Source organism: Staphylococcus haemolyticus (assembly GCF_006094395.1).
GTDB lineage: Bacteria > Bacillota > Bacilli > Staphylococcales > Staphylococcaceae > Staphylococcus > Staphylococcus haemolyticus.
In genome coordinates this window covers 2,431,005-2,455,143 of sequence record NZ_CP035291.1, presented here as the reverse complement: position 1 = coordinate 2,455,143, position 24,139 = coordinate 2,431,005, and the positions used below count along the sequence as shown (strand labels likewise).

Below are 24,139 nucleotides of genomic sequence, written 5' to 3'. Positions count from 1 at the left end.
TAAAGGTATTCTGATTTGTAATAAAGTAGAATATAAAAAAGAGCTACCATTTAAAATTTAAGTAGCTCTTACTCACTTTTTGGCTGATTAAAAAGTGGTAAAGTATTAAAAATCAAGAAAGAATATTTTAATTATAACATAGCAGTTATGACGAGAAAATTTATTGATCGTTGAGAAGAACCCTTAACTAAATTTGTAGACGAATGTCGGTATAGCGTGAGCTATTAAACCGACCATTCGACAAGTTTAGGGAATGTCAAGGGTTCCGAGGCTAAACGTCAATAAAGCAATTTTATTTTTTGAAAAGAAAACAAAAGGAGTTTTTTGTATGAAATTTGGAAATTATAAAATTGATTCGTTTTACTTAATTATGATTATAGGTTTAGAAAAAGACGATAAAGAGGGTTAATTTTAGTTTTCGATTTTGATTTTTGAAATGAGTTGAAAACGAGTTTTTCTTGTCTTGATACTATAAAAAAGCAAAGATATAACATAAAATGACTTATCTGAAGTGGATATGCTTACGTGTTTACAGATGATATAATAATAGAGTCGCCTTAACTTCCGGCTGTATTTTCGACGGAAGGAGGTGCTTAATATGCTTATGATCTTCGTTCACATCATTGCACCAATCATTAGTGGCTGTGCAGTTGCGTATTTTACTTACTGGCTTAGTAGTAAACGCAATAAATAGAAGGCGACGTTAAGCCGCATCAGAAATCCCCTCACTACCACAAATAGTGAGGGGATTGGTGCATATATGCATATAATCTTCGTTAAATGTATTATAACATCATAGTGCATAGGAATGCAAAATATGTAATACGACGTTATGAATTATTTGATGTATATATCTTAATAAAATTGGAGCTTCAAAATTAATAATAAAAAACTATCGACAAAGTTTAGATCTTTGACGATAGTCTAATCTATCAAATAATTATTTATAATGTATCTTAATTTATGCTTCTAATTGTTTAATAATCTCTCTATTGAAATCATCTAAGTCATCTGGTACACGACTTGTTACAATATTGTTATCTACTACAACTGATTCATCGACAACATGTGCTCCTGCATTAGATAAATCTTTACGTACATTGATAACACCAGTTATTGTACGTCCATTTAAATCATCAGTATCAACTAGTAAAAGTGGACCATGACAAATCGCAAATGTTGGTACATCATTTTGAGTAAAGTACTTAGTAAAGGTACCATAACGTCCTTCTTCATCACCACGTAAATGGTCAGGTGAAAATCCACCAGGAATTAATAATGCATCATAATTTTCTGGTTTAGCATCTGCGATACTAACATCTACAGTTACTTTTTTACCATGTTTACCAACAACTTCATGATTAGCTGTATCACCAATAATCTCAGTCTCAAATCCAGCATTTTTTAATGCTTCTTTTGGACTAGTTAATTCTATATCTTCAAATTCATCTGCTAAAATGATTGCTACTTTTTTAGTCATATTACAACATTACCTTTCAATTATAATTTTTAAATCTAGATATTATATACACTAAGAAGGGGGGAGTTTAAACATATATTAAAAATGGTTAAGCATTTCCATCAATTATATCACGACATTGTTTAGCAGCAGCTTTTGGATCGTCAGCGTTTGCTATGCCACCACCAACAATAATTAAATCTGGTTGTTCAACTGCCACTGATTTAATTGTATCGGGTTTGATACCACCTGCTACGGCTACTTTTGAATTTGAAATAACTGATTTAACAGTACGTAAACTTTCTAAAGGTGATACACCTTTAGCTTGTAAATCGTAACCAGTATGTACTGCAATATAGTCAGCACCCATTTTATCTAATTCAGCTGCACGTTGTTCTAAATTTTGAACCGCGATCATATCAACTAATAATTCTTTGCCATGGTTATGTGCTTCTTCGATAGCACTTTTAATTGAAGCATCTTCAGAAACACCCAGAATTGTTATGATGTCAGCACCGAATTTTACAGCTTGACTTACTTCATAACTAGCAGCATCCATAATTTTCAGGTCTGCTAATACTTGTGTGTTAGTGACTGATTTACTCATATGTTCAACAGCAGATAGTCCTTCATTTATAACAATTGGTGTTCCAATTTCTACAATATCAATGAATTCCTCTACTTCTTGAGCTAATTTTGCTGCTTCTTTTTGGTCTAATAGATCGATTGCTAATTGTAATTTCATTAAAGTTTCTCCTCTCTATCTTTTATAATGCTATTATGGTATTAGTTACTTCAAATAACAATACTGACATTTTTGTCACTATATAAAATGGAGGATTTGTTTTGTTAATTGAATATAATAATAAAGAATTTTATACATCGAAAGATTTAGCCCTGTCTGTCATTGGTGGAAGATGGAAAATTGCCATTGTTTACCATCTTTTACAAAATGAGCGCTTAAGATTAAGTGAATTACAAAATAAACTACCTGATATCAACCAACGAATGTTAATAAGACAACTTAGAGAACTAGAACAAGATAAAATTCTTGAAAGGACGGTTTATCCAGTAGTCCCTCCTAAAGTGGATTATAGATTGACTGAAATAGGTTTAAAGCTTGATAAAGTAGTCTTTTCAATTTGTGATTGGGGAGATGATTTTCTAGATACAGTTAAAAGTAATAATCATAGATAACGAGAGAACCTACAATTATCAGAAGTTTTCACCAAAAAAGGTGCATTAAAGTTTTACAAAACTTTAATGCACCTTTTAGAGCTTTTTAGTTGCTTTTAAATCTATTCTTTTATGGAATAGGTCGTATTAAAAATGAGTATTTTTATTATAAGATGAATTGTATTACACTACTACTTAGTCACAAAAAAGGAAGAGGAATCATTTATGAATACTAAAGAGTCAAAAACAGTTGTCATTATTGGTGCCGGGGTATTAAGTACTACTTTTGGTTCTATGCTTAAAGAAATAGAACCTAATTGGAATATTAAACTATATGAACGTTTAGATCGTCCAGGAATTGAAAGTTCTAATGAACGTCATAACGCTGGAACTGGTCATGCTGCTTTATGTGAACTGAACTATACAGTAAGAAAACCTGATGGCTCAATTGATATTGAAAAAGCAAAAGAAATTAATGAGCAATTCGAAATTTCGAAACAATTTTGGAGTCACTTAGTTAAAAATAAAAGTATTTCTAACCCTAAAGAATTTATTCAGCCTTTACCTCATATTAGCTTTGTAAGAGGTAAAAATAATGTTCAATTTTTAAAAGATCGCTATTATGCGATGAAAGATTTTCCGATGTTTGACAATATTGAATATACGGAAGATATTGAGGAAATGAGAAAATGGATTCCTTTAATGATGAAAGGGCATAATTCGAGTGATATTATGGCCGCTAGTAAAATTAATGAAGGTACCGATGTTAATTTTGGTGAGCTTACTCGAAAAATGGCTAAAAATATTGAACAACATCCAAATGCTAATGTTCAATATAATCATGAAGTCATAGATTTTAATCATCAAAAAGGTGGTAAATGGGAAGTTAAAATACGTCAACGCAATAGTGGTGATGTGCAAACAGAACTTGCTGATTATGTATTTATTGGTGCTGGTGGTGGAGCAATTCCATTACTACAAAAAACAGGTATTCCAGAAAGTAAAAATTTGGGAGGATTCCCAATTACAGGTCAATTCTTAATTTGTACTAACCCTGATATCATAGCCAAGCATGACGCTAAGGTATATGGTAAAGAGCCCAAAGGTACACCACCTATGACTGTACCTCACTTGGATACGCGTTATATTGATGGTGAACGTACACTATTATTTGGCCCATTTGCTAGTGTAGGTCCTAAATTCTTAAAAAACGGTTCAAATTTAGATTTATTTAAATCAATTAAACCATATAATATTTCAACGCTTTTATCTGCCGCAGTAAAAAACTTACCTTTAATTAAATATTCGTTTGATCAAATATTAATGACTAAAGAAGGTTGTATGAATCATTTACGTACGTTTTATCCAGAAGCACGTGATGAAGATTGGCAGTTATATACTGCTGGTAAACGTGTACAAGTCATTAAAGATACACCTGCCCATGGAAAAGGTTATATTCAATTTGGAACGGAAGTAGTTAATTCTAAAGATTACTCAGTTATTGCTTTACTAGGAGAGTCACCTGGAGCTTCAACTTCAGTTTCTGTAGCTTTAGAAGTACTTGAAAAAAACTTCTCAGAATATGAATCAAAATGGACACCAAAAATCAAAAAAATGATACCATCTTACGGTCAATCATTAGTTAATGATATTGGATTAATGAGAAGCATTCGAAAACAAACATCTAAAGACTTAGAATTAAATTATTATGAAAACAAATAGAGAAAAGGAATGACAAATTTGAAAAAATTATTTGTAACAATAGCTATTTGTACTATTGGTTATAGTGTACTTAAGCGCTATCAAAAACATGTAAATAAAATACCAAATATTGAATATTAAATTTATCTATAATCGTCAAGAGTATAATATCAATAGTATCTTTTATATTGAAAAATTGAATAAACTAATTAAAAATGAGTCTGGGACATAAACCCTAGAGAAATAGCCAGTAAATGAGTTTTAACAAATTCATTTACTGGCTTCTTTATTTACAATACTCCGTATTGTTGGCTCGCTTTCTTAGGGGACAGCTTCAGCCTGTAGTCTTCAGCTTGTCCTGTTCCCTCAAGAGTCTCGCCAAAATACTTTGTATTTATATGTAATTTTACATTGTAATACTTTAAAAAAATAAAGCACTTTCGTATAATTTAATAAACATCACTAAACTAAATTAACGAGGTGCCTTATGTATAAAAATTATAACATGACTCAACTTACTCTACCAATGGAAACTTCAGTTCTTATCCCCACAAATGATATTTCACGACATGTAAATGATATTGTTGAAACAATTCCTGACAATGAATTCGACGAATTCAGACATCACCGTGGTGCAACTTCGTACCATCCTAAAATGATGTTAAAAGTGATTCTATATGCCTACACACAATCTGTATTCTCAGGTCGTAAAATAGAAAAAATGCTTAATGATAGCATCCGAATGATGTGGCTATCACAAAATCAAAAACCTTCTTATAAAACAATTAATCGATTTAGAGTAAATCCAAAAGTAGATGCTTTATTAGAATCTTTATTTATTCAATTTTACAGTCAGTGTGTAAAACAAAATCTTATAGATGATAAAGCTATTTTTATTGATGGTACAAAAATTGAAGCAAATGCCAATCGATATACATTTGTATGGAAAAAGAGTATTCAAAACCATGAATCAAAGATGAATGAGGATTCTAAAGCCCTCTACCATGAATTGGTAACCAATAAAATCATACCGGAAATTAAAGAAGATCATGATAATGAATTAACAAAAGAAGAAATAGATTTGATTGGTAGTCACTTAGATAAAGAAATCGAAGATTTAAACCAACATATCAACAATGAAAAATGTACTAAAACAAGAAAACAAATACGTCTCAAAAGAACTAAAATCAAAAAATACAAAAAGCAAATCAATGATTATTTTGAGCGAAAGTATCGATACGAATTTCAAAAATCTATTTTAAAGGATAGAAATAGTTATTCTAAGACAGATCATGATGCGACATTTATGAGAATGAAAGAAGATCACATGAAAAATGGACAACTTAAGCCAGGGTATAATTTACAAATAGCGACAAATTCCCAATTTGTTTTATCTTATAATGTGTATCAAAATCCAACGGATACTAGAACGATGATTCCATTTTTAAATTCAATTCAAGAGACCTACGGTCATTTACCTGAATATATTGTAGCTGATGCAGGTTATGGTAGTGAATCAAATTATAAGGCAATTATAGATGACTTTAATCGAACGCCACTCATAACATATGGAATGTTTATAAAAGATAAAACTAAAAAATATAAAAGTGACATCTTTAATACTCAAAATTGGAACTATGACGAAATTAATGACGAATTCATTTGTCCGAATAATAAACGGCTAGGTTTTAAAAGATATGCCTATCGTCATGATAAGTATGGTTATAAGCGAGACTTCAAATTATATGAATGTGATGATTGTTCAGAATGTCCTCTGAAAAATCAATGTATGAACTTCAATTCAAAAACAAACAAAAAAATAATGAAGAATTATAACTGGGAATATTTTAAATCCCAAATTAACAAAAAGCTTTCAGAACCAGAAACAAAAAATATCTACAGTCAAAGAAAAATTGATGTGGAACCTGTTTTTGGATTTATGAAGGCTATTTTGGGTTTCACTCGGATGTCTGTCCGAGGACTCAATAAAGTCAAAAGAGAACTTGGTTTTGTATTAATGGCACTTAATATAAGAAAAGTAGTAGCTCAACGAGCTGAAAATAATCAAAAAATTTATAAAAAAGACAATTTCTATATTATTTCAATAGAAATTGTCTTTTTTTCACTTATCCAAGAACTTTATGTCCCGGACTCATTTTTTGTTTTGGAATTTCAATTGTCTATAGGTATCACATAAAAAGAGTTTATAAGTAAACAGAGTTTAACTATGAGCGTCACAAAAAATGATTGATGATTTAAATTTCGAAGTTGATAAAGTAATAACTTTAGATATTTTTGTAATTTTTGTAATTTTTTTGTAATTTTGATGTTTTTTGTAATATATATGTAATAATAATAGATGTATTATAAATAATTAGGAGGGTTTTTATGAAGAAATTTTCTAAAATTGTTCTAGCTAGTGGTATTGTTTTGGGTTTCTCTGTAACGCCCGAACTATTTAATGCAACGGAAGCACAGGCGCAAGAGTCTATCGAACCTTATTATAATTATGATGGTTATACTGCGTATCAAAGTGGATTTATATTAGACAAAAATTTCAAAGAGTCATTGAAATACGATAATTTTACTATCAACGGATATCAAATATCAAAGAATCCAACTGGTGACAATCGAATAAATTTATACGATCAAACACTTTATAGTGTATCTGAGAATAAAGCTAATGGTGTTTTCTTTTCTCTCGATGGAAACTCTATTAATGAAAATACTTTAATTCAAAATTATGGTCAACCAAATTATTACTCTCCTACTTCAGCATGGGGTGAGGTATATATGTACAAAATTGGTAATAAAAATGTCCGATTTTATATTGACAATGGCTATGTGAATAAATGTCAAATTATGAGTGAATAAGACATTTTAGGTATAAACCGTGAGGTAAGTTGCAAATTCGCTTACTTCACGTTTTTTTTATTTAAAGTGAATAAAATAAATAATAGGACACGCATTTATGCCGAGAAAATTTATTGATTGTTGAGAAGAACCCTTAACTAAACTTGGAGACGAATGTCGGTATAGCGTGAGCTATTAAACTGACCATTCGACAAGTTTTTGGAGGATGATCTTCTTGTCTTGATACCATAAAAAACAAAGTTATATAACATAAGACGGCTTATCGGAAGTTATCTGTAACTCATCTAGTACAGATGATATAATATACAGGTCGCCTATCTCTCAGGCGTCAATTTAGACGCAGAGAGGAGGTGCATATCAGATGGTCGAAGCTCTTGTTCACATCACGACCACAGTCATCAGTGGTTGTATTGTTGCGTTATTTACGTATTGGCTACGTACACGTAACAATAAGAAAAAATAGGCGATATTAGCCAGCACCTAAAAATCCCCTCACTATTGCGAGTAGTGAGGGGATTGGTGCATATAATGCACGAAGCTCTTGTTGTCTAAATTATAACACTGGTTAGTAGAAGAATGCAAAAAGATGTATAATGAGAGTTCATAAGATTATCCTCATAATATGGTTCTATTGCCAAGTCAATTTATAGTATTAAATTTAACAAAAAAGAGCGCTCTCTATGAATTATTTTAGATATAAGCAATTTAATAATGACGTAATCACTATAGCCGTTGGATTCAATAATATACTCCTATTTTGTATGAAATTTGAAAGAAAAGGCATAAAAATCCCATTCATTGATGGATAAAATTTTAAAATTAAAGTCATATTAGACTTTTCTATATCGTTTTAAGCCAATAATATTCATAGTAGTAAATACTATAATGAAAACAAAAAGTATCAATACATCAAACCATATATTAGACCATCCTTGACCCTTAATCATAATATTTGTTAAGGCATGACCAGCATATCGTAGTGGGAATAAGTAGCCAATATTACTTAACCATGGTGACATATTTTCTAATGGGAAGATTCCAGAAAAGAATACCTGTGGAATAGCAACAATAGGTATGAATTGAATCATTTGAAATTCTGAATTTGCAAAGGTCGAAATGAAAATTCCCATTACTAATGCTGCAATAGCTAATAAAATATTAATAAGTATAACGTAAGCCAGACTGCCTGCTAAATTGATATTTAATAAATATATTGAGAAAAGTACAATAATTAAAGTCTGAATTATAGCAAAAATACCATATCCAATTAAGTAACCAAAAACAATTTCACTTCTTTTAATTGGTGTCGCTAGTACACGTTCTATTGTTCCAGTTGTGCGCTCTCTTAAAAGTGCTATGCCTGAGATAAGAAAAACAAATAAAAAGACAAAGAAACTCATGAGAATAGGGAACATTTTATCGAAATAATTACTATCTTCATCACCATATAAATAGGTATTATCTAATTGGATATCTTTAGTGTCTTTATTTTTAGCAGACTGTGGTAAAGACACCATTACTTTTTTTATATCATTCATTTTATTTTTTTGAATGGATTGATGAAGGAGTTGTTTAATCGAAGCCGATTTACTTGGATCTTCATTAGTGTACGTAACATGTATGGTTTGATTATTTTGATAAATAAAAGCATCTAAATGATGATGTTCAATTTTAGATTTAATATGTTGGCTTGATGTAAAATCCTTAAATTTAACATTGTTACTTTCAATAGAATCTGTAATTTGAGTTGATACAGAGTTGTCAATACCAATAGTTAATGTTGTATCTTCATCTGAATTAAAAATAAAATACATTAATGTAAGGACTAATAAAGGTGCTAAAAACATAAGTGCTAGTGTACGTTTATCTTTTAATAATTCAATGATGACACGTTGAATCATTGCTAAAAGTTTCATTGATTTTTAACCTCCTCACCTTTAATAAAGACTTCTTCTATTGTTTCAACATTGAATTTTTGTTTTAATTCATTTGGTGTACCTATTGCGAAGAGTCGACCCTCTACAATGAGGCCGATTTTATCACAACGTTCAGCTTCATCCATGACATGTGTCGTAACGATAACCGCTTTACCTTGTTTAGTTAGATACTTTAATTGATTCCATATTTGTTGTCTTAATTTAGGGTCAATACCTACTGTAGGTTCATCTAGTATGATGAGACTTGGGTCAGATAAAAGTGTGATTGCTAATGATAAACGACGTTTCATACCACCTGAAAATGTATTAACAGTCTTATTCAATTTCTCTTCCAAATTAACTAGCCCCATATTATGATTAATACTACTTATTAACTGTTTGCCTTTTATTCCCGCTAGATGACCAAAAAAGATAAGATTCTCTTTAGCGGATAATGATTCGTAGAGTGCATCACTCTGCCCCATATAACCAATATGGCTTAACACTTGACGGTTAGGCATACGTTGTTCAAATATTTCTGTCGTTCCTGAATTTAATTTTTCCATACCAAGTAAACATTTGATTGTCGTGGTTTTACCAGATCCACTAGGGCCTATGAGACCGATTAACTCTCCTTCTTGAATATTTAAGCTAATATGATCTAATACTTTATGTTTATCGTACTGCTTTACTGCATCAGTTAATTTTGCAATCGTTTGTGCCATATGATTTTTCCTCCTTATTTGACACTGTGTTTAATTACTGTATATTCAATATAAGTTAATTTTCTAAGTTAGAGTGTATTAATTAAAAATAATCAAACACAATAATAATAAGTGTTCAAAAACGTTTAGGAGAATTCAATAAATGAATGAAAATATTATAGATAAGCGTGTATATAAAACATTAACTAAAATTGAAAACGATATGATTCGACTATTAGAGGACAAACCTTATAAAGATATAAATGTCAAAGATATTTGTCGAGAAAGTGGTATTAGTAGAGGGACTTTTTATCAGCATTATACAAATAAAGATGATTTTTTATATCAATATCAAAAAGAAATGATGAAAAAATTGAAAAAATGGTTGAGAAAAAATGAACATATAGAACGAATACAATTTTTTGAATATGTATTAAATTTTTGGCTTTATGAAGGGGAATTATTGTTACTACTATTAAAAGATGAGAGTGCATACATTATTCATCAAGCAATAAAGAAAAATTTTCAACAAAATATTGAAGTTCATTTAGTACCTATAATAAATACTAATTCACTAACAAATAAAGAAAAGTACTTACTAATAATATTTATGAGTAATGCTATTTTTGGTGTATTACAAGATTGGGTTCAAAGAGGCAGACAAGAATCACCGAAAGAACTCACATATGCAATAAATAATATTTTTAAGACTGTGTTTGTTTAATAGACATTTTGAACAATGATATTGGTTCCTTTTAAACGTATTTTCTTCTTTAAATTTATATATCATTAATATGATAGCTATTGGTTTACGAAGACTTATATTTTTATAGATGAAGAATGAAAATATTATAAGTGCCTAACTTGAGTACACCCTAATCATACAAAGTAAGTTGTTGAAATTATCGCAACTGTAACTTTACTTGATATATGAAAATTATTTCCCTAATAAATGAGAAAAAGGATAGCTAAGAACTATCCTTTTAAATCTTAAAGTGTCGATTACTTATAAAAATTTTTTCTTTAATGTAATTATAATTACATTTGAACTTCTCTAATGCTTTATCTTTTAACAAGTAAGTTGTATTAAAATAGCTTGTTAAGAAAATATCCTTTTCTATACACTTTTTTGTTTCTTAATAAGTGAGTATTCAAAAACCGAAAAAATATGGTTAAAACTAAATTATTGTACACTAAATACGTATATTGGAGGGTTGTGCTTTGAAATTTGATATTTTTATTATAAAAAGATAAACTAATTGCTTGAATTTAAAAACGTGCTCAATTTGAAATATATGGTATTATCTTTTATAGTAAAGGCTTATACTTTTTATACTTATCAGCTTTTAGGGGTAATTATTTACAAACCCAACTGTCCCATAATTAGAAATCTCAAATTTAAGCATGACGCTCAAAATGTAATGAATGTATATAACAATAGCTAATCCATCATTTTCAAAAGAAATGTATCATTAAATTGTAAAGTAGGTGACATCAGATGGATTCAAATAATGATTTTATGACTTATTGGCTTAAAATGGATGATATTCAAAGTATTGTCAAAAAAGAATTAGAAGGTGTTTTACAATACGAATATCATTTATCATTAAAAGAGTTTTATGTACTTTACTATCTTTCTATTGCGCCTGACAAAAAATTAAGATTACAAGAACTACAAAAATTAATTTTATTAAGTCAGAGTGCTCTTTCTAGAATTGTAACAAATATGGAATCAAGTAAATGCGGTGCGTTAGAAAAATGTATCTGCGATGATGACCGTAGAGGGACATATACGCGAATTACCGATATCGGTGAACAAAAATTAACAGGCAGTTTGAATATTTTCCGAGAAATCTTAGCAAAACATTTTGGTTCTGTAGATGTAGAGGTCTTGATGAAAAATTTTGTTCAATCAATTTAATATAAAGTAACTAAGAGTCTGGAACATATATAGATGTCTCAGACTCTTTTTTAACCCTAGTCATCCTGGCAGGGGCGGGCTACAAAATCTCAATAAGAAAATTTGATTTCGCTCCCTCTTCCTTTTCTTGACATAAAAAAATTTAGGATTAATTTATATGTATGACTCATGCATATATTTTTTGAGGAGGATTTTTTATTATGAAGAAAGCATTTGAACCACTTTTTGAAACATTGAAGTTACCCAACGGTTTAGAATTGCGCAATCGTTTTGTATTAGCACCTTTAACACATGAATCTTCTAATGATGACGGTACCATTAATGATGATGTAATCACTTATATGGCTCAACGTTCATCAGATGTGAGTCTTGCACTTACTGCTGCCAGTAATGTTACAGACTTAGGAAAAGCATTCCCTGGTCAACCATCCGTCGCACATGATTCTGATTTAGAAGGATTAACTAAATTAGCAACAGCGATGAAACAGAATGGTGCTAAAGCAATTATCCAAATTCACCATGGTGGTGTGCAATCACTACTTCGTTTAACACCAAATGGCGATGTTGCTGGCCCTAGTCCAATCACAATGAAGAGTTATGATGAAACACAGCCACACGATGCACGAGAAATGACTAAAACTGAAATTCTAGACACAATTACAGCTTTCGGCGAAGCGACACGTAGAGCAATTCAAGCAGGATTTGACGGCGTTGAGATTCATGGTGCAAATCATTATCTCATTCAACAATTTGTATCACCTTATTACAATCGCAGAAATGATGAGTGGGGTACAGATAGATTTAAATTCCCATTAGCTGTCATTGATGAAGTTATTAGAACAGTTAAATCTCATGATTTAGAAAATTTTATTGTAGGCTATCGTTTTTCACCTGAAGAGCCTGAAGATGGTGGTATAACAATGGAAATTACAGAATCTTTGATTAAACAATTAAGAGAGCAGCCTTTGGATTATCTTCACGTATCACTTATGGATGTTCATTCTCAAACACGCGAAGGTAAATACACTGGCGAAGAAAGAATCAAGTTACTTCATGGTTGGATAAATGGTCGTATGCCTCTCATTGGTATTGGATCCATCTTTACTGCTGAAGAAGCTTTAGAAGCAATTGAATCTCCTTACATTGAAATGATTGCCTTAGGAAGAGAACTTCTTATCGACCACAATTTTGTGAACAAAATTGTAAATGGTAAAGATGAAACAATCATTTCCGAATTCGATGAAGATCGCCAAGATAAACACGATTTACCACCGAAACTTTGGAAACGTTTAAATGATGATTTCTATCCAGTACCAAGAAAAAAACAGTGAAGTTAACACATAATATTGGTATTTGTCCACATGTATCTACGATGTTTTAATTAAAAATGAGCGATTCATTATGACAATGAGTGCAAAAGATTTTATCGATGAAAACTTTTTTAAAAATTGAATTTTTACAAATAAATCTTAATGGAAGGTTTCGATTTAGATGGCGTAACTGAGTTATTAGAACATGAAGGGATCATTGATAGTAATCAGTTTGCACCTTCAGTTATGGTAGCTTTTGGTTATAGAAAAGAGAATCCTACAAAACGTATCAATGAATGAAGTGAATTTAACATTACTTTATATAGAATTACGTTATGATTTATAAACAAAGAAAGAGGGATGAAAACGTATGGCAAAAGTAAATGTTAGAGATTTTTTAGATGAACAATATGATTTATTTATAAATGGTGAATTCCAACCAAGTGAAAGTGGAGAAACACTTACGGTAACTAACCCAGCAAATGGTGAAGAATTAGCCAAAGTTGCTAAAGCAAATGAAAAAGATGTTGATAAAGCAGTGCAATCAGCACATGAGGCATTTGATAGTTGGAGTAAAATTTCTAAAGCAGAACGTGCAGATTATTTATTAGAAATTAGTCGTCGTATTGAAGAAAATAAGGAACACTTAGCAACAGTTGAATCACTTCAAAATGGTAAACCTTACCGTGAAACATCAACAATTGATGTTCCTCAAGTAGCTGAACAATTTAAATATTTTGCAGGAGTATTAACGACTGATGAAGGTTCGGTTAACCAAATAGATCATAACACGATGAGTTTAGTTGTAAATGAACCTGTGGGAGTAGTAGGTGCAGTAGTAGCATGGAACTTCCCAATCCTACTTGCATCTTGGAAATTAGGTCCAGCATTAGCAGCGGGTAATACAGTGGTAATTCACCCTTCTTCTTCTACACCATTAAGCTTAATTGAATTAGCTAAAATTCTTCAAGATGTGTTACCTAAAGGTGTAGTCAACGTCATTACTGGTAAAGGTTCAGAATCAGGCGATGCGATTTTCAAACATGAAGGTGTAAATAAATTGTCATTCACTGGTTCAACAAGTGTAGGTTATGGTGTTGCTAAAGTAGGCGCTGAACGTATTGTGCCAACTACATTAGAACTTGGTGGTAAAAGTGCTAATATTATCTTTGATGATGCAAATTTAGATCAAGTCATTGAAGGCGTTCAATTTGGTATTCTATTCAACCAAGGTGAAGTATGTAGTGCCGGTTCACGTTTATTAGTACAATCATCTTTATATGATAAATTATTACCAAAATTAAAAGAAGCGTTCGAAAATATTAAAGTGGGTGACCCATTCGCTGAAGATACAAAAATGGGTGCACAAACTGGTCCAGAACAAATTGAAAAAATCGAAAGTTATATTAAATTAGCAGAAGAAGATGACAAAGCAAATATCTTAACGGGTGGACATCGTATTACTGATAATGGTTTAGATAAGGGCTACTTCTTCGAACCAACAATCATTGAACTTTCAGATAATAGTCATAAATTAGCTCAAGAAGAGATTTTTGGACCTGTTATTGTTGTTGAAAAATTCGAAGATGAAGAAGAAGCAATTAACATTGCTAATGATTCAGAATATGGTTTAGCTGGTGGTGTCTTCACTACAAACTTACTTCGTGCATTAAATGTTGCAAAAGCAATTCGTACTGGTCGTATTTGGGTTAATACGTATAATCAAATTCCATCTGGTGCACCATTTGGTGGTTATAAAAAATCTGGTATCGGCCGTGAAGTTTATAAAGATGCAATTAAAAACTATCAACAAGTTAAAAACATCTTTATTGATACAAGTAATGAAACAAAAGGCTTATACTAATTAAAATATAATTAAATAGTTTAATAAATGTCTTGAAATGTCGACAAAAGTGTATACTTTGTCGGCATTTTTTTATGAAGTATGATTAAGAAATAGAAAAGTATGACGGATTTTATTTTGAAGTTGTATAGTCTTTTCGATAACCTCAATCCCATTTATACGAAGATGTTCTGATGAAAATCTAAAGATTAAGATCTTCGAACTGAAATCAAAATTTAATATAAATTGTATTTTCAATTTAAGTATTGGTGGTTAATATATTATAAATACGTCTTTATATTTTAAGTTTGATGAAGTTTAAATACATTATATATTTTGAAAAGGGAAAATGATGAAACGTTTAAAATTTTTAGTTATTTATTTAATTATTACAATTATAGTAAGATGATGAAAATTTTAAAAGCTGAGCCAAAAATTGCTCAGCTTTCTTTTTATATATAAAATATCGTTTTAACAACAATACAAGATTTCTAGACGCTGAGAGAAGGCTTCATTTGCATCGAACAATATTGAAACAAGGTGTTTTTATATGTTAACGATATATATAATTATTTACTAGATTCTTTTTCATAAAATTGATTGGTTACTCTACTTGTGTTTATTCTCTTGTCTCTCTAATTTATTGAGGTAACGATAAATAGTTGTACGTGAAACTTTCCATTGCTCTGCAATAGTTTTAATTGGAGTTCCATTATCATAAAGTGTTTTGAGTAAAGTCAAATCTTGTTTATTTAATTTTTCGGGTCGACCTCCATAGCGTCCTCTAGCACGAGCTGCAATTCGCCCCGCTGAAGAACGTTCTAAAATTAAATTACGTTCAAATTCTGCAAATGCTGCGAATAAATGAAATAACAATTGTCCTGTAGAACTTGATTTATCCATTGTTATATTTTCTTCTAAACTATGAAAACTCACGCCTCGATTATTAAGTTCATTAACTAATGTGATTAAATCTGCCATGTTACGTCCTAGTCTATCTAGTCTCCAAACAACAATCGTATCTCCTGACCTCGCAAATTCAATGGCTCTATCTAAACCAGGACGTTTACTTTTTGCTCCACTTATGTGATCGCTAAATATTTTTTCACAACCATATTGATTTAATCGATCTTCCTGCAAATTCAAATTTTGCAAACCAGTTGAAACTCTTGCATAACCTATTTTCAAAATACGAACCTCCTATATGTATTTTCATTGTACCATAACTTAATTATAACCATATTTATGAACATAGATTTTATGTTGGGTTATTGAACACTAAAATATGTATACTAGCTATATATCTAGATATAAAAAGAGGGTGTACAGAAAATGGTTGTATTCTGTACACTTTTTTAATACAAGTGTATTAAAATGTGTTAACATATAGGTATGCCAAAAATAATTAATCATAAAGAAAAGAAAAAACAAATCATTCAATACGCTTTCGACTCCATTGTAGAAAAAGGAGTTAAGGGATCTACTGTAAGACAAATTGCGAAATTAGCTGATATGACACCTGGACAGATTAGATATTATTTTCCGAATCATTCAGAGTTATTAAATGCTGTAATGTCTACAGTAGAATTAAAAGTAAGGAGGAGAATTGAAGCAATATTTAAATCTGAAAACCTTACTACAATAGATAAAGCAAAAGCGAGTTTATTAACAGTACTACCATTGGATAAAGAGAGACTAGCTGATATGGAAGTTTGGATGGCGTTTCGCAATGACATACATGAGTACGGTCAAAGTACACTTGATGATGGGTTAGACCAATTATGTAATAGTATTTTGACATTATTAAAAAACGATCATTTGTTGAAGAACAATGTGAATATTCATCTTAATTCGATGAAATTACATGCATTAATTGACGGTTTAGCTTTACATAAATTGCTTAATCCAAACGGTGTTTCAAACGATGATATTCAAATCATTGTAGATGAAGAAATAGTTAGATTAACGCAATAAAGGAGGACGGCCCGTGAACTTTATAGCATGGCTTATAATTTTTTGTGAAATAGCCTTTTGGTTTGTAATATTACTTGGTTTAGTAACAAGATATATCTTAAATCAACAAACATTGGGTTTATTCTTCCTTGCACTTACGCCTATTATAGATTTAATACTTATTATAACAACGGTTGTAGACCTTATGAATGGTGCAACAGCTGAAATGCCACATGCTATAGCAGCAGTTTATATTTCAATTTCTCTTGTCTTTGGCAAAAGCATGATAAATTGGGCAGATGATAGATTTAGATATTATGTGATGAAGCAAGGTTCCAAACCTTATAAACTTGACGGTTTAGATTACTCTAAAAACTATGCTAAAAGTTGGTTGAAACATTTACTGTCTTACATTATAGGTACTGGGATTTTACATTTAGTTGTTTATTTGATTAATGATAAAATAAGTACAGAAGCTATGGATGGTGTTATCCATATTTGGACAATTGTTATTATTATAGACTTAATTATTTGTATTTCATATTTTGTGTGGCCTCCAAAAAGAAATTAAATTATGGATATAAATGGTTTAGATAAAATAAGTACAGAAGTTATAGAAACAGTTAGAGATAGTTTAGTTATAGGTATTCGATAATAGAAAAAGCAACGCATTTTAATATAGTGCGTTGCTTTTCTCATTGATTAGGTAAAGTCATTCTCATATATCGAATAAAGTGACAAGTTACTATAAATTCAATAACTTATTTTGTATGATTATGGTGTACCTCTACAATACACTTATGATTCAATAACTTTTTTTAAATTTAGCTTACCCCAATTTTTATTATTAGAAGGATCATTAAAATAATTTCCTTCCATTGAATTTCCATTTATTTCCAAATTTGCATATCCTCTATGATTACTAGTTCCCATCTTATAATATTCTGGTTTTTTATCATTATAATAAGAATAATGTAACATAATTTCTTTACCTAAATTAACTTTTATTGAAGCTGTATCACTTGATGATTTAGAATGATTAAACTTTCCTTTAATACAAATTTTTGACCATGATTGTTCAATAATTAATATAACTGGGAGATTTTCTTTGAAATCATGGTAAGAAGATTGAAAATTACCTTTCCATTTTCCATTCAAATTTGGAATTTTAATTATCCCTAATTTATGAAGAATTTTCCATTTCCAAATAAATTTATCAAATAAAGAATATAAAATGCCAAAAATACTGATTGTTGTAATAGATATAGTAATCTCAATATAGGGAATTTTTTCTATCCATAAATTTATAATCATAGTTAAAACACTCGAAATAAAAATTGAGACTATAGATAAATAAAAGATGACTTTATTATTTTCTACATCAACACTGTACTCATGCATTATTTACCACTCATTCCAAAATTTATTTATTTCAAAAATAAATTTATCTGCATCTTCTTCATTCCACTGTTCTTGCGAAGAGGCAAACAAATTCATTTGCTCATTTTGACATATAAATGTTGAAAAAGAATCTTGATTTTTAGTTAACCAATTAAGAATATCTGCAACTCTATTAGAAGCATTATCAATACAAAAATATCGGTCTGGAACATTATATAATAAACTTTCTATAAAATAAGATGAAACTACTTTTTTTGTAATTCTTTTTTGTTTAATTAATTGTTTTTTTATATTTTTAAATATTCTTATAGTAGGTTTATAGTAATTATTTGTTCTCTCATTTTTATCAACTCCAAAGACGTAGTGCTTTTTCGGATAATTAATGATACTCTCCCCTTTGTCAGTAGTAAAAAATTTAATTCCAGGAATATATTCTCTATCTTCTTCACTATTTCCAAAAGACAAGTAATTTCTATACTCAAAGCATGGTATAACATCAGCTTCATAGTCTTCTGTAAATATCTTTATTGATTTGTTACCAATTTCAACATTTGAACTTCCAAAAGCATATTGTAAAGTTTTTATTACATCATTTTTGAAATATCTCCAAGTGTAAGTTGCTTCATCAAATGTTTGGTTATATATTTTTCGTTCATAAGCTTCTAGTTTTGAAATATTGCTAAAAAAAGTAGCATTACTTTGAACAACAATATCTACATCACTACTCCCAAAGATATTCGTATTATTTCGGTAAGATCCTTGAAGATAGATATCAAGTTGATTTTTCCTCTTAATTTTCGATTCATTAGCAGTAAGTACTTTCTCTATTTTTTCTCTTAAATTTTTAGGTGCTTGTGTAGCACCTTTTTGAGACCAATAATCCAATTTTTTTGTAGGTATAGTCATAAATATCCTCCAACTTCTTTATTATTATAATTATAATATAATTATGAAACTAAAGTAGCTACTTAAAATAGAATTTTGCATTCCTCTACACTATGATGTTATAATGCACTTAACAAGGAATCCAGCATGGATACACCAATCCCCTCACTACCGCAAATAGTGAGGGGATTTTTGTAGGTGTGGCTATTGTCGCCTATTTGTCTTTGCGATTACGCAGCCAATGCGTAAATAACGCAATAATACAACCACTGATGACTGTGGTCGTGATGTGAACAAGGATTTCCAACATGAATAACACCTCCTCCCTACGTCAAATTGACGCCTGAGAGATAGGCGACTCCATTATTATACCATCTGCATCTTTTGAAGCATATGTACTTCCGATAAGTCATTTTATGTTATATATTTGCTTATTTTTATAGTATCAAGACAAGAAGAAACTCGTTTTCAACTCATTTCAAAAATCAAAATCGAAAACTAAAATTAACCCTCTTTATCGTCTTTTTCTAAACCAATAATCAATAAAACAAAAATAGACAAAAGCATAAATGGGAAAAATAAAGAAGTAGCTAAAAAACCTATAATCATAATTAAGTAAAACGAATCAATTTTATAATTCCCAAATTTCATACAAAAAACTCCTTTTGTTTTCTTTTCAAAAAATAAAATTGCTTTATTGACATTGAGCCTTGGAATCCTTAATAATCCCAAAACTTGTCGAATGGTCGGCATAAATGCGTCATTTAAAGTTAGTTAGTCATCTATACTCAATTTAAAAATTTCTTCTTTCTTCTCAGTTAATTCTTTAAATATAATCTTCGGTTTTTTTCAGAAAGCAATATGTCAAAAGCCTCATTATAGATAGCTTTCGCTTCTTTAGATTTAGATGTAGAAACCCTACTATAAATATTTCCTATCTCTTCAAGTAAACTCGCACTTTTTTTATAGTAAACTAAACCGTCTTTATTCGCTTCAAGTTCAACAAAACCATTTCTAATTCCATATTTTAAAGCATAATAAAGTAAAATAGCCGAAAATATTATATATATAAATATCAAATTAATACCTCCTTTTCTTAACAAACTTTATCACAAGGGCGCACTTATACGTTTGTTCCAAACGGTGCAAAACCATAATCGACCTTAGTCGATTTTTTATTTCAAAATCAAGACAAGAAGAAACTCGTTTCATAAAACCTAAAAAAGATGTATAACAACTGATCCATCTTCTTTATATTCTTCGCAATCAATATCATATCTTCTTTGAATTTTGTTCTCTTCTTCATCTTCCCAAATACGTTTCCATACGTTTACAATTTCATCTTTTCCAGAACACTTGTATTCAATACTATTAGCAAAGTCAACTTCGAAAAATTTATCTGCCGAAATATCTTCTGTACACAAAGCTAATGAATAATCACCTTTATAATCCGATTCATAATCATGATAAATTGCATATACTTTCCCTTTATAATCATCATTATTTTTATAAAAAGTATCCCACATCCCTAAAATTTTATTCATAATATCATCATCTTCAAAGTTATTTGTTCTAACAATTTCGTTAACGTACAGCTTCATAAAAAAACCCCTTTTCTTTTTAATTTACTAAAAACATTGCTTTATTCCAATTACTTTATTGACGTTGAGCCTCGGCACCCTTAACAATCCCAAAACTTGTCGAATGGTCGGCTTAATAGCTCACGCTATGCCGATATTCGTCTACAAGTTTAGTTAAGGGTTCTTCTCAACGTACAATAAATTTTCTCGGCATAAATGCGTGGTCTTTATCTATTCAGTCGATTTTAAAAATAAATTTTTCATTCAAAAAAAGCATCTGAATATTGAATTATCCTAGAAGTTTTATCCAAAGCATTTTTCTTTAATTCAATAGCCATTAAAAATTCGTCTGGTACTTCAAAAGGTGCTTGAATACACCAGTTAGAAGCTTTTTTAAACCCGAATTTCGGATAATACTCTGAGTGTCCCATCACTATAACCGAATCAAAATTAAGCTCTTCTGCTATTTCTAAAGATCTTTGTATTAAACTTTGGCCTACGCCTTTATTTTGATAATTAGGTAAAACAGAAATAGGCGCTAAAGCTAATGATTCTATAGATTTTTCACCTTTAACAATAAAAATTTTAGATAACAATATATGACCTATAATTTTATCTTTATGCAATGCTACTAAAGATAAATCTGGAATAAACTCATCAGAATTTCTCAAACTCGCAACTAATCTATGTTCACTCTGATCACTATACTCTTCATTAGCAAACGCTTCTTTTACAACTTCTTCTGTAATCTTATAATCTTCTTTTTTTTCTTTCCTAATAATAAAATTCATTCTGTCTCCTTATCCTAACTCTTATTTAAGTTACAAGATTTATAAAATATTTTTAACAAAATTTATCACAAGAATTTTTAAAATATAAAATACCCTTATTTGCAATTTTAAGATACTTTTTAGAACAAGTAGAGGTTGTTTTATATATTTTGTGCCCAAAACTATTTAATGACCCTTAAAACGAAAATATTAGCTAAATTTAAAAATCAGAAAAACAAACCTAAACTTTTTTACTTAACCATTGTCGTTTTTTTAGACACTGCCCATCTACATGCAAATTAAAAATTGGCATAAAATCATTCAAAAAGTAGTTCTGATTTTTAGTTCTTGCAGAGACATTTTTCTTTTAAAACACCAAAATTTTGAATTGACTCCAAATTCTTTGTAAGAGCATAAGGGGAATTTGCCACCTTTTAAAAAGGTGGGTCTGTCGAAGCCAGACATTTCAAGGGTTACAACATTTTACATTAGGTGCCTAAAATTTGTTTTGTACCCAGAATGTACCCATATCATATTGTGTCTGTACCCAAAATGTCCCCGCCATTTTTAGCGTATTTTCAACAAAAAACGTTAACCTTTTCTAACGTTTAAGAAAATTTATTTTTATTTTTCTTCTTCAATTTCATCAATCACTTGATGATTAATTTCTTGTTTTTCACTTTCTGTTAAATCAAAAAGTTCACTCGTTAAATACTCTTTTTTATTCCAAATATAAAAATATACTGTCAAATCACCTTCTTTTAGAAAATGCAATTTGGCATGTTTTCCGTTCTATTTTATTTCTTTAGACAGTCTAAAATAAATAATACTTAGCTCTTTATTTCGAGTCACTTTTTAATAAAATTGAGCATAGAAACGTATAGAAATTGTTTTATTCTTTCTCTTTTTTTGAATTTAAAAATAAAGAATATGATCATTATTGAATTTGATATTGAGAAAAAAGTATTTAATCAATTTCAAAAAGTGAAACAAATGTATGAATTACTTAGATTACTCTTTTAGTGATTTTGTTGTTGAAATTAATACTAAAAGTAGGAGTCTTAAGAGTCTTTGGCTAAAAAAATTAAGACTCTTAAGAGTCTCGACGTCGCCTGAGGACTATGAAATCAACAAAAAAAGGAGTCTTCTGACAATTAAAAGTGGTCTTGTCATGATTGTAATGAGTCTGTAATATTAGTTAATTTTACACTAAATCTCAGTGATAATAGTATAGGCTATAAATATTGAAATAACAGTATTTATAACGATTTTTTGAGAGGACATGAGCAAAATGGCTAGTAGGATAATCCTTCAGCTATGCTGAATACCACCAAAGGTGGTACTGGATTTCCTTATGCTCATGTCAAATACTCTTTAAAAAGACTCTCATGTTTGTAATATTTCCAAAAACAAAACATTTCTGAAGACAAAAGTAGCTATTTTTTTCTTTACTTTTTACTTTATGTCCCGGACTCCAGAAAAGGTTTCACCGTTATCTAAAAAAATGCATCTCTACGTGCTAGAATATATATTGGTCAGCCAACCAAATATTCAACACGAGGAGATGCTATTTAATGTCATCCGACACAAACAGTTTAGCACATACAAAATGGAATTGTAAGTATCACATAGTCTTTGCACCAAAATATAGAAGACAAGTGATATACGGAAAGATAAAAAGGGATATTGGAGTTATTTTGCGTCAACTATGTGAAAGAAAAGGCGTAGAAATAATAGAAGCAGAAGCATGTAAAGATCATATTCACATGTTAGTTAGTATTTCGCCTAAATTAGGAGTATCCTCATTTGTTGGATATTTAAAAGGTAAAAGTAGTTTAATGATTTTTGATAGACATGCTAATTTAAAATATAGATATGGTAATAGAAAGTTTTGATGTAAAGGATTTTATGTCGATACAGTAGGTAGAAATAAAAAGGAAGGCTTATAGCCGTAGAACAAACCACCCGTTCACACGGGTGGTTTTGATTTAATGAAATTTTAATTAATTAAAGCCTGATTGTTATGAATATCTTCAAAATCATAGTTCTTTATAATCTCACATCCTAGTGGATGTCTACCATTATCAACGTGCCTATTAACTTCTTCTAATACTTCCAGAATTTCATACTCAGGCGTTTCAATTTTAAATGAATACCTAAATATATGTCCGTGATCCGATTTAACAGTTGCCATGAGTTCGTCGTTTACCATTTTATAACCTAGTAATTCCATTATTGATTCCCCCCAATAAGTGTGATTACTTAGTTATAATGTAGCGTGTAAAAATGCATGATGACAGTAATTTTACTTAAATGTTAATGATTATCATTTCACTTATCTTTTTGAGGGGTTATAGTTTAAAATTGGGCATAAAAAGAGGGTGACGTCGGGTTAAGGCGTCACCCAGGAGTATTATGTTCATGAATATAAAAGACTTTGTAGTTATTAATTAACTACACCCTAATACTATCATGTTACCTACCATAATGACAATAAAAAGTGTTTAAAATATAAAAAAATTTCGTTTAGTACTATTATTTGTAAAAAGTTATATTCAAGTTATTTTTTAAACTTAAAATGATTGTGTCGCCTATTAACATTTAAACTATCCGTAGGCTTACATATTTGTTTAAGTTATGGCATAA

26 protein-coding genes and 4 pseudogenes are annotated in these 24,139 nt (G+C 29.9%); 16 read left to right on the top strand and 14 right to left on the bottom strand.

What is annotated here, in order from left to right:
• Nucleotides 1-598: 598 nt before the first annotated feature.
• Nucleotides 599-694 carry a type I toxin-antitoxin system Fst family toxin gene (locus EQ029_RS11915; protein WP_115172249.1) on the top strand — a complete coding sequence of 32 codons (96 nt, stop codon included), beginning with the start codon at nucleotides 599-601 and terminating at the stop codon, nucleotides 692-694.
• Nucleotides 695-961: 267 nt separating this feature from the next.
• Here the strand turns inward: EQ029_RS11915 and EQ029_RS11910 are convergent, their stop codons facing one another.
• Entirely contained in the window at nucleotides 962-1,480 is a 519-nt protein-coding gene (locus EQ029_RS11910; RefSeq protein ID WP_057504940.1) for a type 1 glutamine amidotransferase domain-containing protein, read from the bottom strand.
• Nucleotides 1,481-1,568: 88 nt separating this feature from the next.
• Nucleotides 1,569-2,204 carry a 3-hexulose-6-phosphate synthase gene (gene hxlA, locus EQ029_RS11905; RefSeq protein WP_053020041.1) on the bottom strand — a complete coding sequence of 212 codons (636 nt, stop codon included), beginning with the start codon at nucleotides 2,202-2,204 and terminating at the stop codon, nucleotides 1,569-1,571.
• 101 nt (nucleotides 2,205-2,305) lie between these two features.
• Here hxlA and EQ029_RS11900 point away from each other — a divergent pair, with 101 nt between their 5' ends.
• From EQ029_RS11900 to EQ029_RS11875, 6 genes and pseudogenes are all read left to right on the top strand, one after another.
• Nucleotides 2,306-2,656: a winged helix-turn-helix transcriptional regulator gene (locus EQ029_RS11900; RefSeq protein WP_053020040.1), complete on the top strand. Its 351-nt coding sequence runs from the start codon at nucleotides 2,306-2,308 to the stop codon at nucleotides 2,654-2,656.
• A gap of 204 nt (nucleotides 2,657-2,860) precedes the next feature.
• Nucleotides 2,861-4,357, top strand: coding sequence for an L-lactate dehydrogenase (quinone) (gene lqo, locus EQ029_RS11895; RefSeq protein ID WP_057504941.1), 1,497 nt, complete (start codon nucleotides 2,861-2,863; stop codon nucleotides 4,355-4,357).
• A 9-nt stretch (nucleotides 4,358-4,366) separates the two neighbouring features.
• Nucleotides 4,367-4,477 carry an SE2200 family small protein gene (locus EQ029_RS12800; protein WP_076690092.1) on the top strand — a complete coding sequence of 37 codons (111 nt, stop codon included), beginning with the start codon at nucleotides 4,367-4,369 and terminating at the stop codon, nucleotides 4,475-4,477.
• 346 nt (nucleotides 4,478-4,823) lie between these two features.
• A pseudogene (locus EQ029_RS11885) lies at nucleotides 4,824-6,522 on the top strand (IS1182 family transposase).
• 202 nt (nucleotides 6,523-6,724) lie between these two features.
• A complete protein-coding gene (isaB, locus tag EQ029_RS11880; RefSeq protein WP_011276857.1) occupies nucleotides 6,725-7,210 on the top strand; it encodes an immunodominant staphylococcal antigen IsaB family protein in 486 nt (161 codons plus the stop codon).
• 361 nt (nucleotides 7,211-7,571) lie between these two features.
• Nucleotides 7,572-7,673, top strand: coding sequence for a type I toxin-antitoxin system Fst family toxin (locus EQ029_RS11875; RefSeq protein ID WP_011276856.1), 102 nt, complete (start codon nucleotides 7,572-7,574; stop codon nucleotides 7,671-7,673).
• A 367-nt stretch (nucleotides 7,674-8,040) separates the two neighbouring features.
• Here the strand turns inward: EQ029_RS11875 and EQ029_RS11870 are convergent, their stop codons facing one another.
• The gene (locus EQ029_RS11870; RefSeq protein WP_011276854.1) at nucleotides 8,041-9,126 is read right to left on the bottom strand and encodes an ABC transporter permease; all 1,086 of its coding nucleotides are present in this window, start codon (nucleotides 9,124-9,126) and stop codon (nucleotides 8,041-8,043) included.
• A complete protein-coding gene (locus tag EQ029_RS11865) occupies nucleotides 9,123-9,851 on the bottom strand; it encodes an ABC transporter ATP-binding protein (RefSeq protein ID WP_011276853.1) in 729 nt (242 codons plus the stop codon). The genes EQ029_RS11870 and EQ029_RS11865 overlap by 4 nt, the downstream gene beginning before the upstream one ends.
• Before the next feature lie 142 nt (nucleotides 9,852-9,993).
• Between EQ029_RS11865 and EQ029_RS11860 the strand changes: the two genes are divergently transcribed.
• The 5 genes and pseudogenes from EQ029_RS11860 to EQ029_RS11840 all read left to right on the top strand — a co-directional run bounded on the left by EQ029_RS11860 (nucleotide 9,994) and on the right by EQ029_RS11840 (nucleotide 14,925).
• A complete protein-coding gene (locus EQ029_RS11860) occupies nucleotides 9,994-10,554 on the top strand; it encodes a TetR/AcrR family transcriptional regulator (protein WP_011276852.1) in 561 nt (186 codons plus the stop codon).
• 774 nt (nucleotides 10,555-11,328) lie between these two features.
• Complete coding sequence (locus tag EQ029_RS11855; protein ID WP_033080167.1) at nucleotides 11,329-11,751, top strand: MarR family winged helix-turn-helix transcriptional regulator; 423 nt, start codon at nucleotides 11,329-11,331, stop codon at nucleotides 11,749-11,751.
• Between the two features lie 200 nt (nucleotides 11,752-11,951).
• The gene (locus EQ029_RS11850; protein WP_033080168.1) at nucleotides 11,952-13,082 is read left to right on the top strand and encodes an NADH-dependent flavin oxidoreductase; all 1,131 of its coding nucleotides are present in this window, start codon (nucleotides 11,952-11,954) and stop codon (nucleotides 13,080-13,082) included.
• A 141-nt stretch (nucleotides 13,083-13,223) separates the two neighbouring features.
• A pseudogene (locus EQ029_RS11845) lies at nucleotides 13,224-13,361 on the top strand (NAD(P)H-dependent oxidoreductase); the annotation flags it as partial.
• Between the two features lie 70 nt (nucleotides 13,362-13,431).
• Nucleotides 13,432-14,925: an aldehyde dehydrogenase family protein gene (locus tag EQ029_RS11840; protein ID WP_033080169.1), complete on the top strand. Its 1,494-nt coding sequence runs from the start codon at nucleotides 13,432-13,434 to the stop codon at nucleotides 14,923-14,925.
• Nucleotides 14,926-15,513: 588 nt separating this feature from the next.
• On the opposite strand, the gene EQ029_RS11835 is transcribed toward EQ029_RS11840, so the two are convergent.
• Entirely contained in the window at nucleotides 15,514-16,092 is a 579-nt protein-coding gene (locus EQ029_RS11835) for a recombinase family protein (RefSeq protein WP_037559009.1), read from the bottom strand.
• A gap of 204 nt (nucleotides 16,093-16,296) precedes the next feature.
• Here EQ029_RS11835 and EQ029_RS11830 point away from each other — a divergent pair, with 204 nt between their 5' ends.
• The 3 genes and pseudogenes from EQ029_RS11830 to EQ029_RS11820 all read left to right on the top strand — a co-directional run.
• On the top strand, nucleotides 16,297-16,878 hold the full coding sequence (locus tag EQ029_RS11830; protein ID WP_011276564.1) for a TetR/AcrR family transcriptional regulator: 582 nt from the start codon (nucleotides 16,297-16,299) through the stop codon (nucleotides 16,876-16,878).
• A 13-nt stretch (nucleotides 16,879-16,891) separates the two neighbouring features.
• Nucleotides 16,892-17,428: a hypothetical protein gene (locus tag EQ029_RS11825; RefSeq protein WP_057504750.1), complete on the top strand. Its 537-nt coding sequence runs from the start codon at nucleotides 16,892-16,894 to the stop codon at nucleotides 17,426-17,428.
• A pseudogene (locus tag EQ029_RS11820) lies at nucleotides 17,429-17,512 on the top strand (AAA family ATPase); the annotation flags it as partial.
• A 143-nt stretch (nucleotides 17,513-17,655) separates the two neighbouring features.
• On the opposite strand, the gene EQ029_RS11815 reads toward EQ029_RS11820, so the two are convergent.
• The 8 genes from EQ029_RS11815 to EQ029_RS12795 all read right to left on the bottom strand — a co-directional run bounded on the left by EQ029_RS11815 (nucleotide 17,656) and on the right by EQ029_RS12795 (nucleotide 22,243).
• Nucleotides 17,656-18,258, bottom strand: a complete 603-nt coding sequence (locus EQ029_RS11815; protein WP_011276850.1) for a Cap15 family cyclic dinucleotide receptor domain-containing protein — start codon at nucleotides 18,256-18,258, stop codon at nucleotides 17,656-17,658.
• 3 nt (nucleotides 18,259-18,261) lie between these two features.
• Nucleotides 18,262-19,164: a nucleotidyltransferase domain-containing protein gene (locus tag EQ029_RS11810; protein WP_057504751.1), complete on the bottom strand. Its 903-nt coding sequence runs from the start codon at nucleotides 19,162-19,164 to the stop codon at nucleotides 18,262-18,264.
• Between the two features lie 193 nt (nucleotides 19,165-19,357).
• A complete protein-coding gene (locus tag EQ029_RS11805; protein ID WP_011276848.1) occupies nucleotides 19,358-19,453 on the bottom strand; it encodes a type I toxin-antitoxin system Fst family toxin in 96 nt (31 codons plus the stop codon).
• Between the two features lie 194 nt (nucleotides 19,454-19,647).
• Complete coding sequence (locus tag EQ029_RS12635) at nucleotides 19,648-19,794, bottom strand: hypothetical protein (protein WP_000668388.1); 147 nt, start codon at nucleotides 19,792-19,794, stop codon at nucleotides 19,648-19,650.
• 167 nt (nucleotides 19,795-19,961) lie between these two features.
• Nucleotides 19,962-20,222 carry a hypothetical protein gene (locus tag EQ029_RS11800; RefSeq protein WP_011276847.1) on the bottom strand — a complete coding sequence of 87 codons (261 nt, stop codon included), beginning with the start codon at nucleotides 20,220-20,222 and terminating at the stop codon, nucleotides 19,962-19,964.
• Nucleotides 20,223-20,360: 138 nt separating this feature from the next.
• Nucleotides 20,361-20,744 carry an effector binding domain-containing protein gene (locus tag EQ029_RS11795; RefSeq protein WP_011276846.1) on the bottom strand — a complete coding sequence of 128 codons (384 nt, stop codon included), beginning with the start codon at nucleotides 20,742-20,744 and terminating at the stop codon, nucleotides 20,361-20,363.
• 239 nt (nucleotides 20,745-20,983) lie between these two features.
• Nucleotides 20,984-21,514, bottom strand: a complete 531-nt coding sequence (locus tag EQ029_RS11790) for a GNAT family N-acetyltransferase (protein ID WP_011276845.1) — start codon at nucleotides 21,512-21,514, stop codon at nucleotides 20,984-20,986.
• Between the two features lie 603 nt (nucleotides 21,515-22,117).
• On the bottom strand, nucleotides 22,118-22,243 hold the full coding sequence (locus EQ029_RS12795; protein ID WP_031886468.1) for a hypothetical protein: 126 nt from the start codon (nucleotides 22,241-22,243) through the stop codon (nucleotides 22,118-22,120).
• An 824-nt stretch (nucleotides 22,244-23,067) separates the two neighbouring features.
• Here EQ029_RS12795 and tnpA point away from each other — a divergent pair.
• A pseudogene (gene tnpA / locus EQ029_RS11775) lies at nucleotides 23,068-23,385 on the top strand (IS200/IS605-like element ISSep3 family transposase); the annotation flags it as partial.
• A 107-nt stretch (nucleotides 23,386-23,492) separates the two neighbouring features.
• Here the strand turns inward: tnpA and EQ029_RS11770 are convergent.
• Nucleotides 23,493-23,726, bottom strand: a complete 234-nt coding sequence (locus EQ029_RS11770; protein ID WP_016931184.1) for a hypothetical protein — start codon at nucleotides 23,724-23,726, stop codon at nucleotides 23,493-23,495.
• Nucleotides 23,727-24,139: the final 413 nt, after the last annotated feature.

What these genes read in the sequence shown, in the direction of transcription:
- EQ029_RS11915 (WP_115172249.1), top strand. Translation starts at nt 599, where the DNA reads ATGCTTATGATCTTCGTTCACATCATTGCACCAATCATTAGTGGCTGT.
- EQ029_RS11910 (WP_057504940.1), bottom strand. Translation starts at nt 1,480, where the DNA reads ATGACTAAAAAAGTAGCAATCATTTTAGCAGATGAATTTGAAGATATA.
- hxlA (WP_053020041.1), bottom strand. Translation starts at nt 2,204, where the DNA reads ATGAAATTACAATTAGCAATCGATCTATTAGACCAAAAAGAAGCAGCA.
- lqo (WP_057504941.1), top strand. Translation starts at nt 2,861, where the DNA reads ATGAATACTAAAGAGTCAAAAACAGTTGTCATTATTGGTGCCGGGGTA.
- EQ029_RS12800 (WP_076690092.1), top strand. Translation starts at nt 4,367, where the DNA reads ATGACAAATTTGAAAAAATTATTTGTAACAATAGCTATTTGTACTATT.
- isaB (WP_011276857.1), top strand. Translation starts at nt 6,725, where the DNA reads ATGAAGAAATTTTCTAAAATTGTTCTAGCTAGTGGTATTGTTTTGGGT.
- EQ029_RS11875 (WP_011276856.1), top strand. Translation starts at nt 7,572, where the DNA reads ATGGTCGAAGCTCTTGTTCACATCACGACCACAGTCATCAGTGGTTGT.
- EQ029_RS11870 (WP_011276854.1), bottom strand. Translation starts at nt 9,126, where the DNA reads ATGAAACTTTTAGCAATGATTCAACGTGTCATCATTGAATTATTAAAA.
- EQ029_RS11865 (WP_011276853.1), bottom strand. Translation starts at nt 9,851, where the DNA reads ATGGCACAAACGATTGCAAAATTAACTGATGCAGTAAAGCAGTACGAT.
- EQ029_RS11860 (WP_011276852.1), top strand. Translation starts at nt 9,994, where the DNA reads ATGAATGAAAATATTATAGATAAGCGTGTATATAAAACATTAACTAAA.
- EQ029_RS11855 (WP_033080167.1), top strand. Translation starts at nt 11,329, where the DNA reads ATGGATTCAAATAATGATTTTATGACTTATTGGCTTAAAATGGATGAT.
- EQ029_RS11850 (WP_033080168.1), top strand. Translation starts at nt 11,952, where the DNA reads ATGAAGAAAGCATTTGAACCACTTTTTGAAACATTGAAGTTACCCAAC.
- EQ029_RS11840 (WP_033080169.1), top strand. Translation starts at nt 13,432, where the DNA reads ATGGCAAAAGTAAATGTTAGAGATTTTTTAGATGAACAATATGATTTA.
- EQ029_RS11830 (WP_011276564.1), top strand. Translation starts at nt 16,297, where the DNA reads ATGCCAAAAATAATTAATCATAAAGAAAAGAAAAAACAAATCATTCAA.
- EQ029_RS11815 (WP_011276850.1), bottom strand. Translation starts at nt 18,258, where the DNA reads ATGCATGAGTACAGTGTTGATGTAGAAAATAATAAAGTCATCTTTTAT.
- EQ029_RS11810 (WP_057504751.1), bottom strand. Translation starts at nt 19,164, where the DNA reads ATGACTATACCTACAAAAAAATTGGATTATTGGTCTCAAAAAGGTGCT.
- EQ029_RS11805 (WP_011276848.1), bottom strand. Translation starts at nt 19,453, where the DNA reads ATGTTGGAAATCCTTGTTCACATCACGACCACAGTCATCAGTGGTTGT.
- EQ029_RS12635 (WP_000668388.1), bottom strand. Translation starts at nt 19,794, where the DNA reads ATGAAATTTGGGAATTATAAAATTGATTCGTTTTACTTAATTATGATT.
- EQ029_RS11795 (WP_011276846.1), bottom strand. Translation starts at nt 20,744, where the DNA reads ATGAAGCTGTACGTTAACGAAATTGTTAGAACAAATAACTTTGAAGAT.
- EQ029_RS11790 (WP_011276845.1), bottom strand. Translation starts at nt 21,514, where the DNA reads ATGAATTTTATTATTAGGAAAGAAAAAAAAGAAGATTATAAGATTACA.
- EQ029_RS11770 (WP_016931184.1), bottom strand. Translation starts at nt 23,726, where the DNA reads ATGGAATTACTAGGTTATAAAATGGTAAACGACGAACTCATGGCAACT.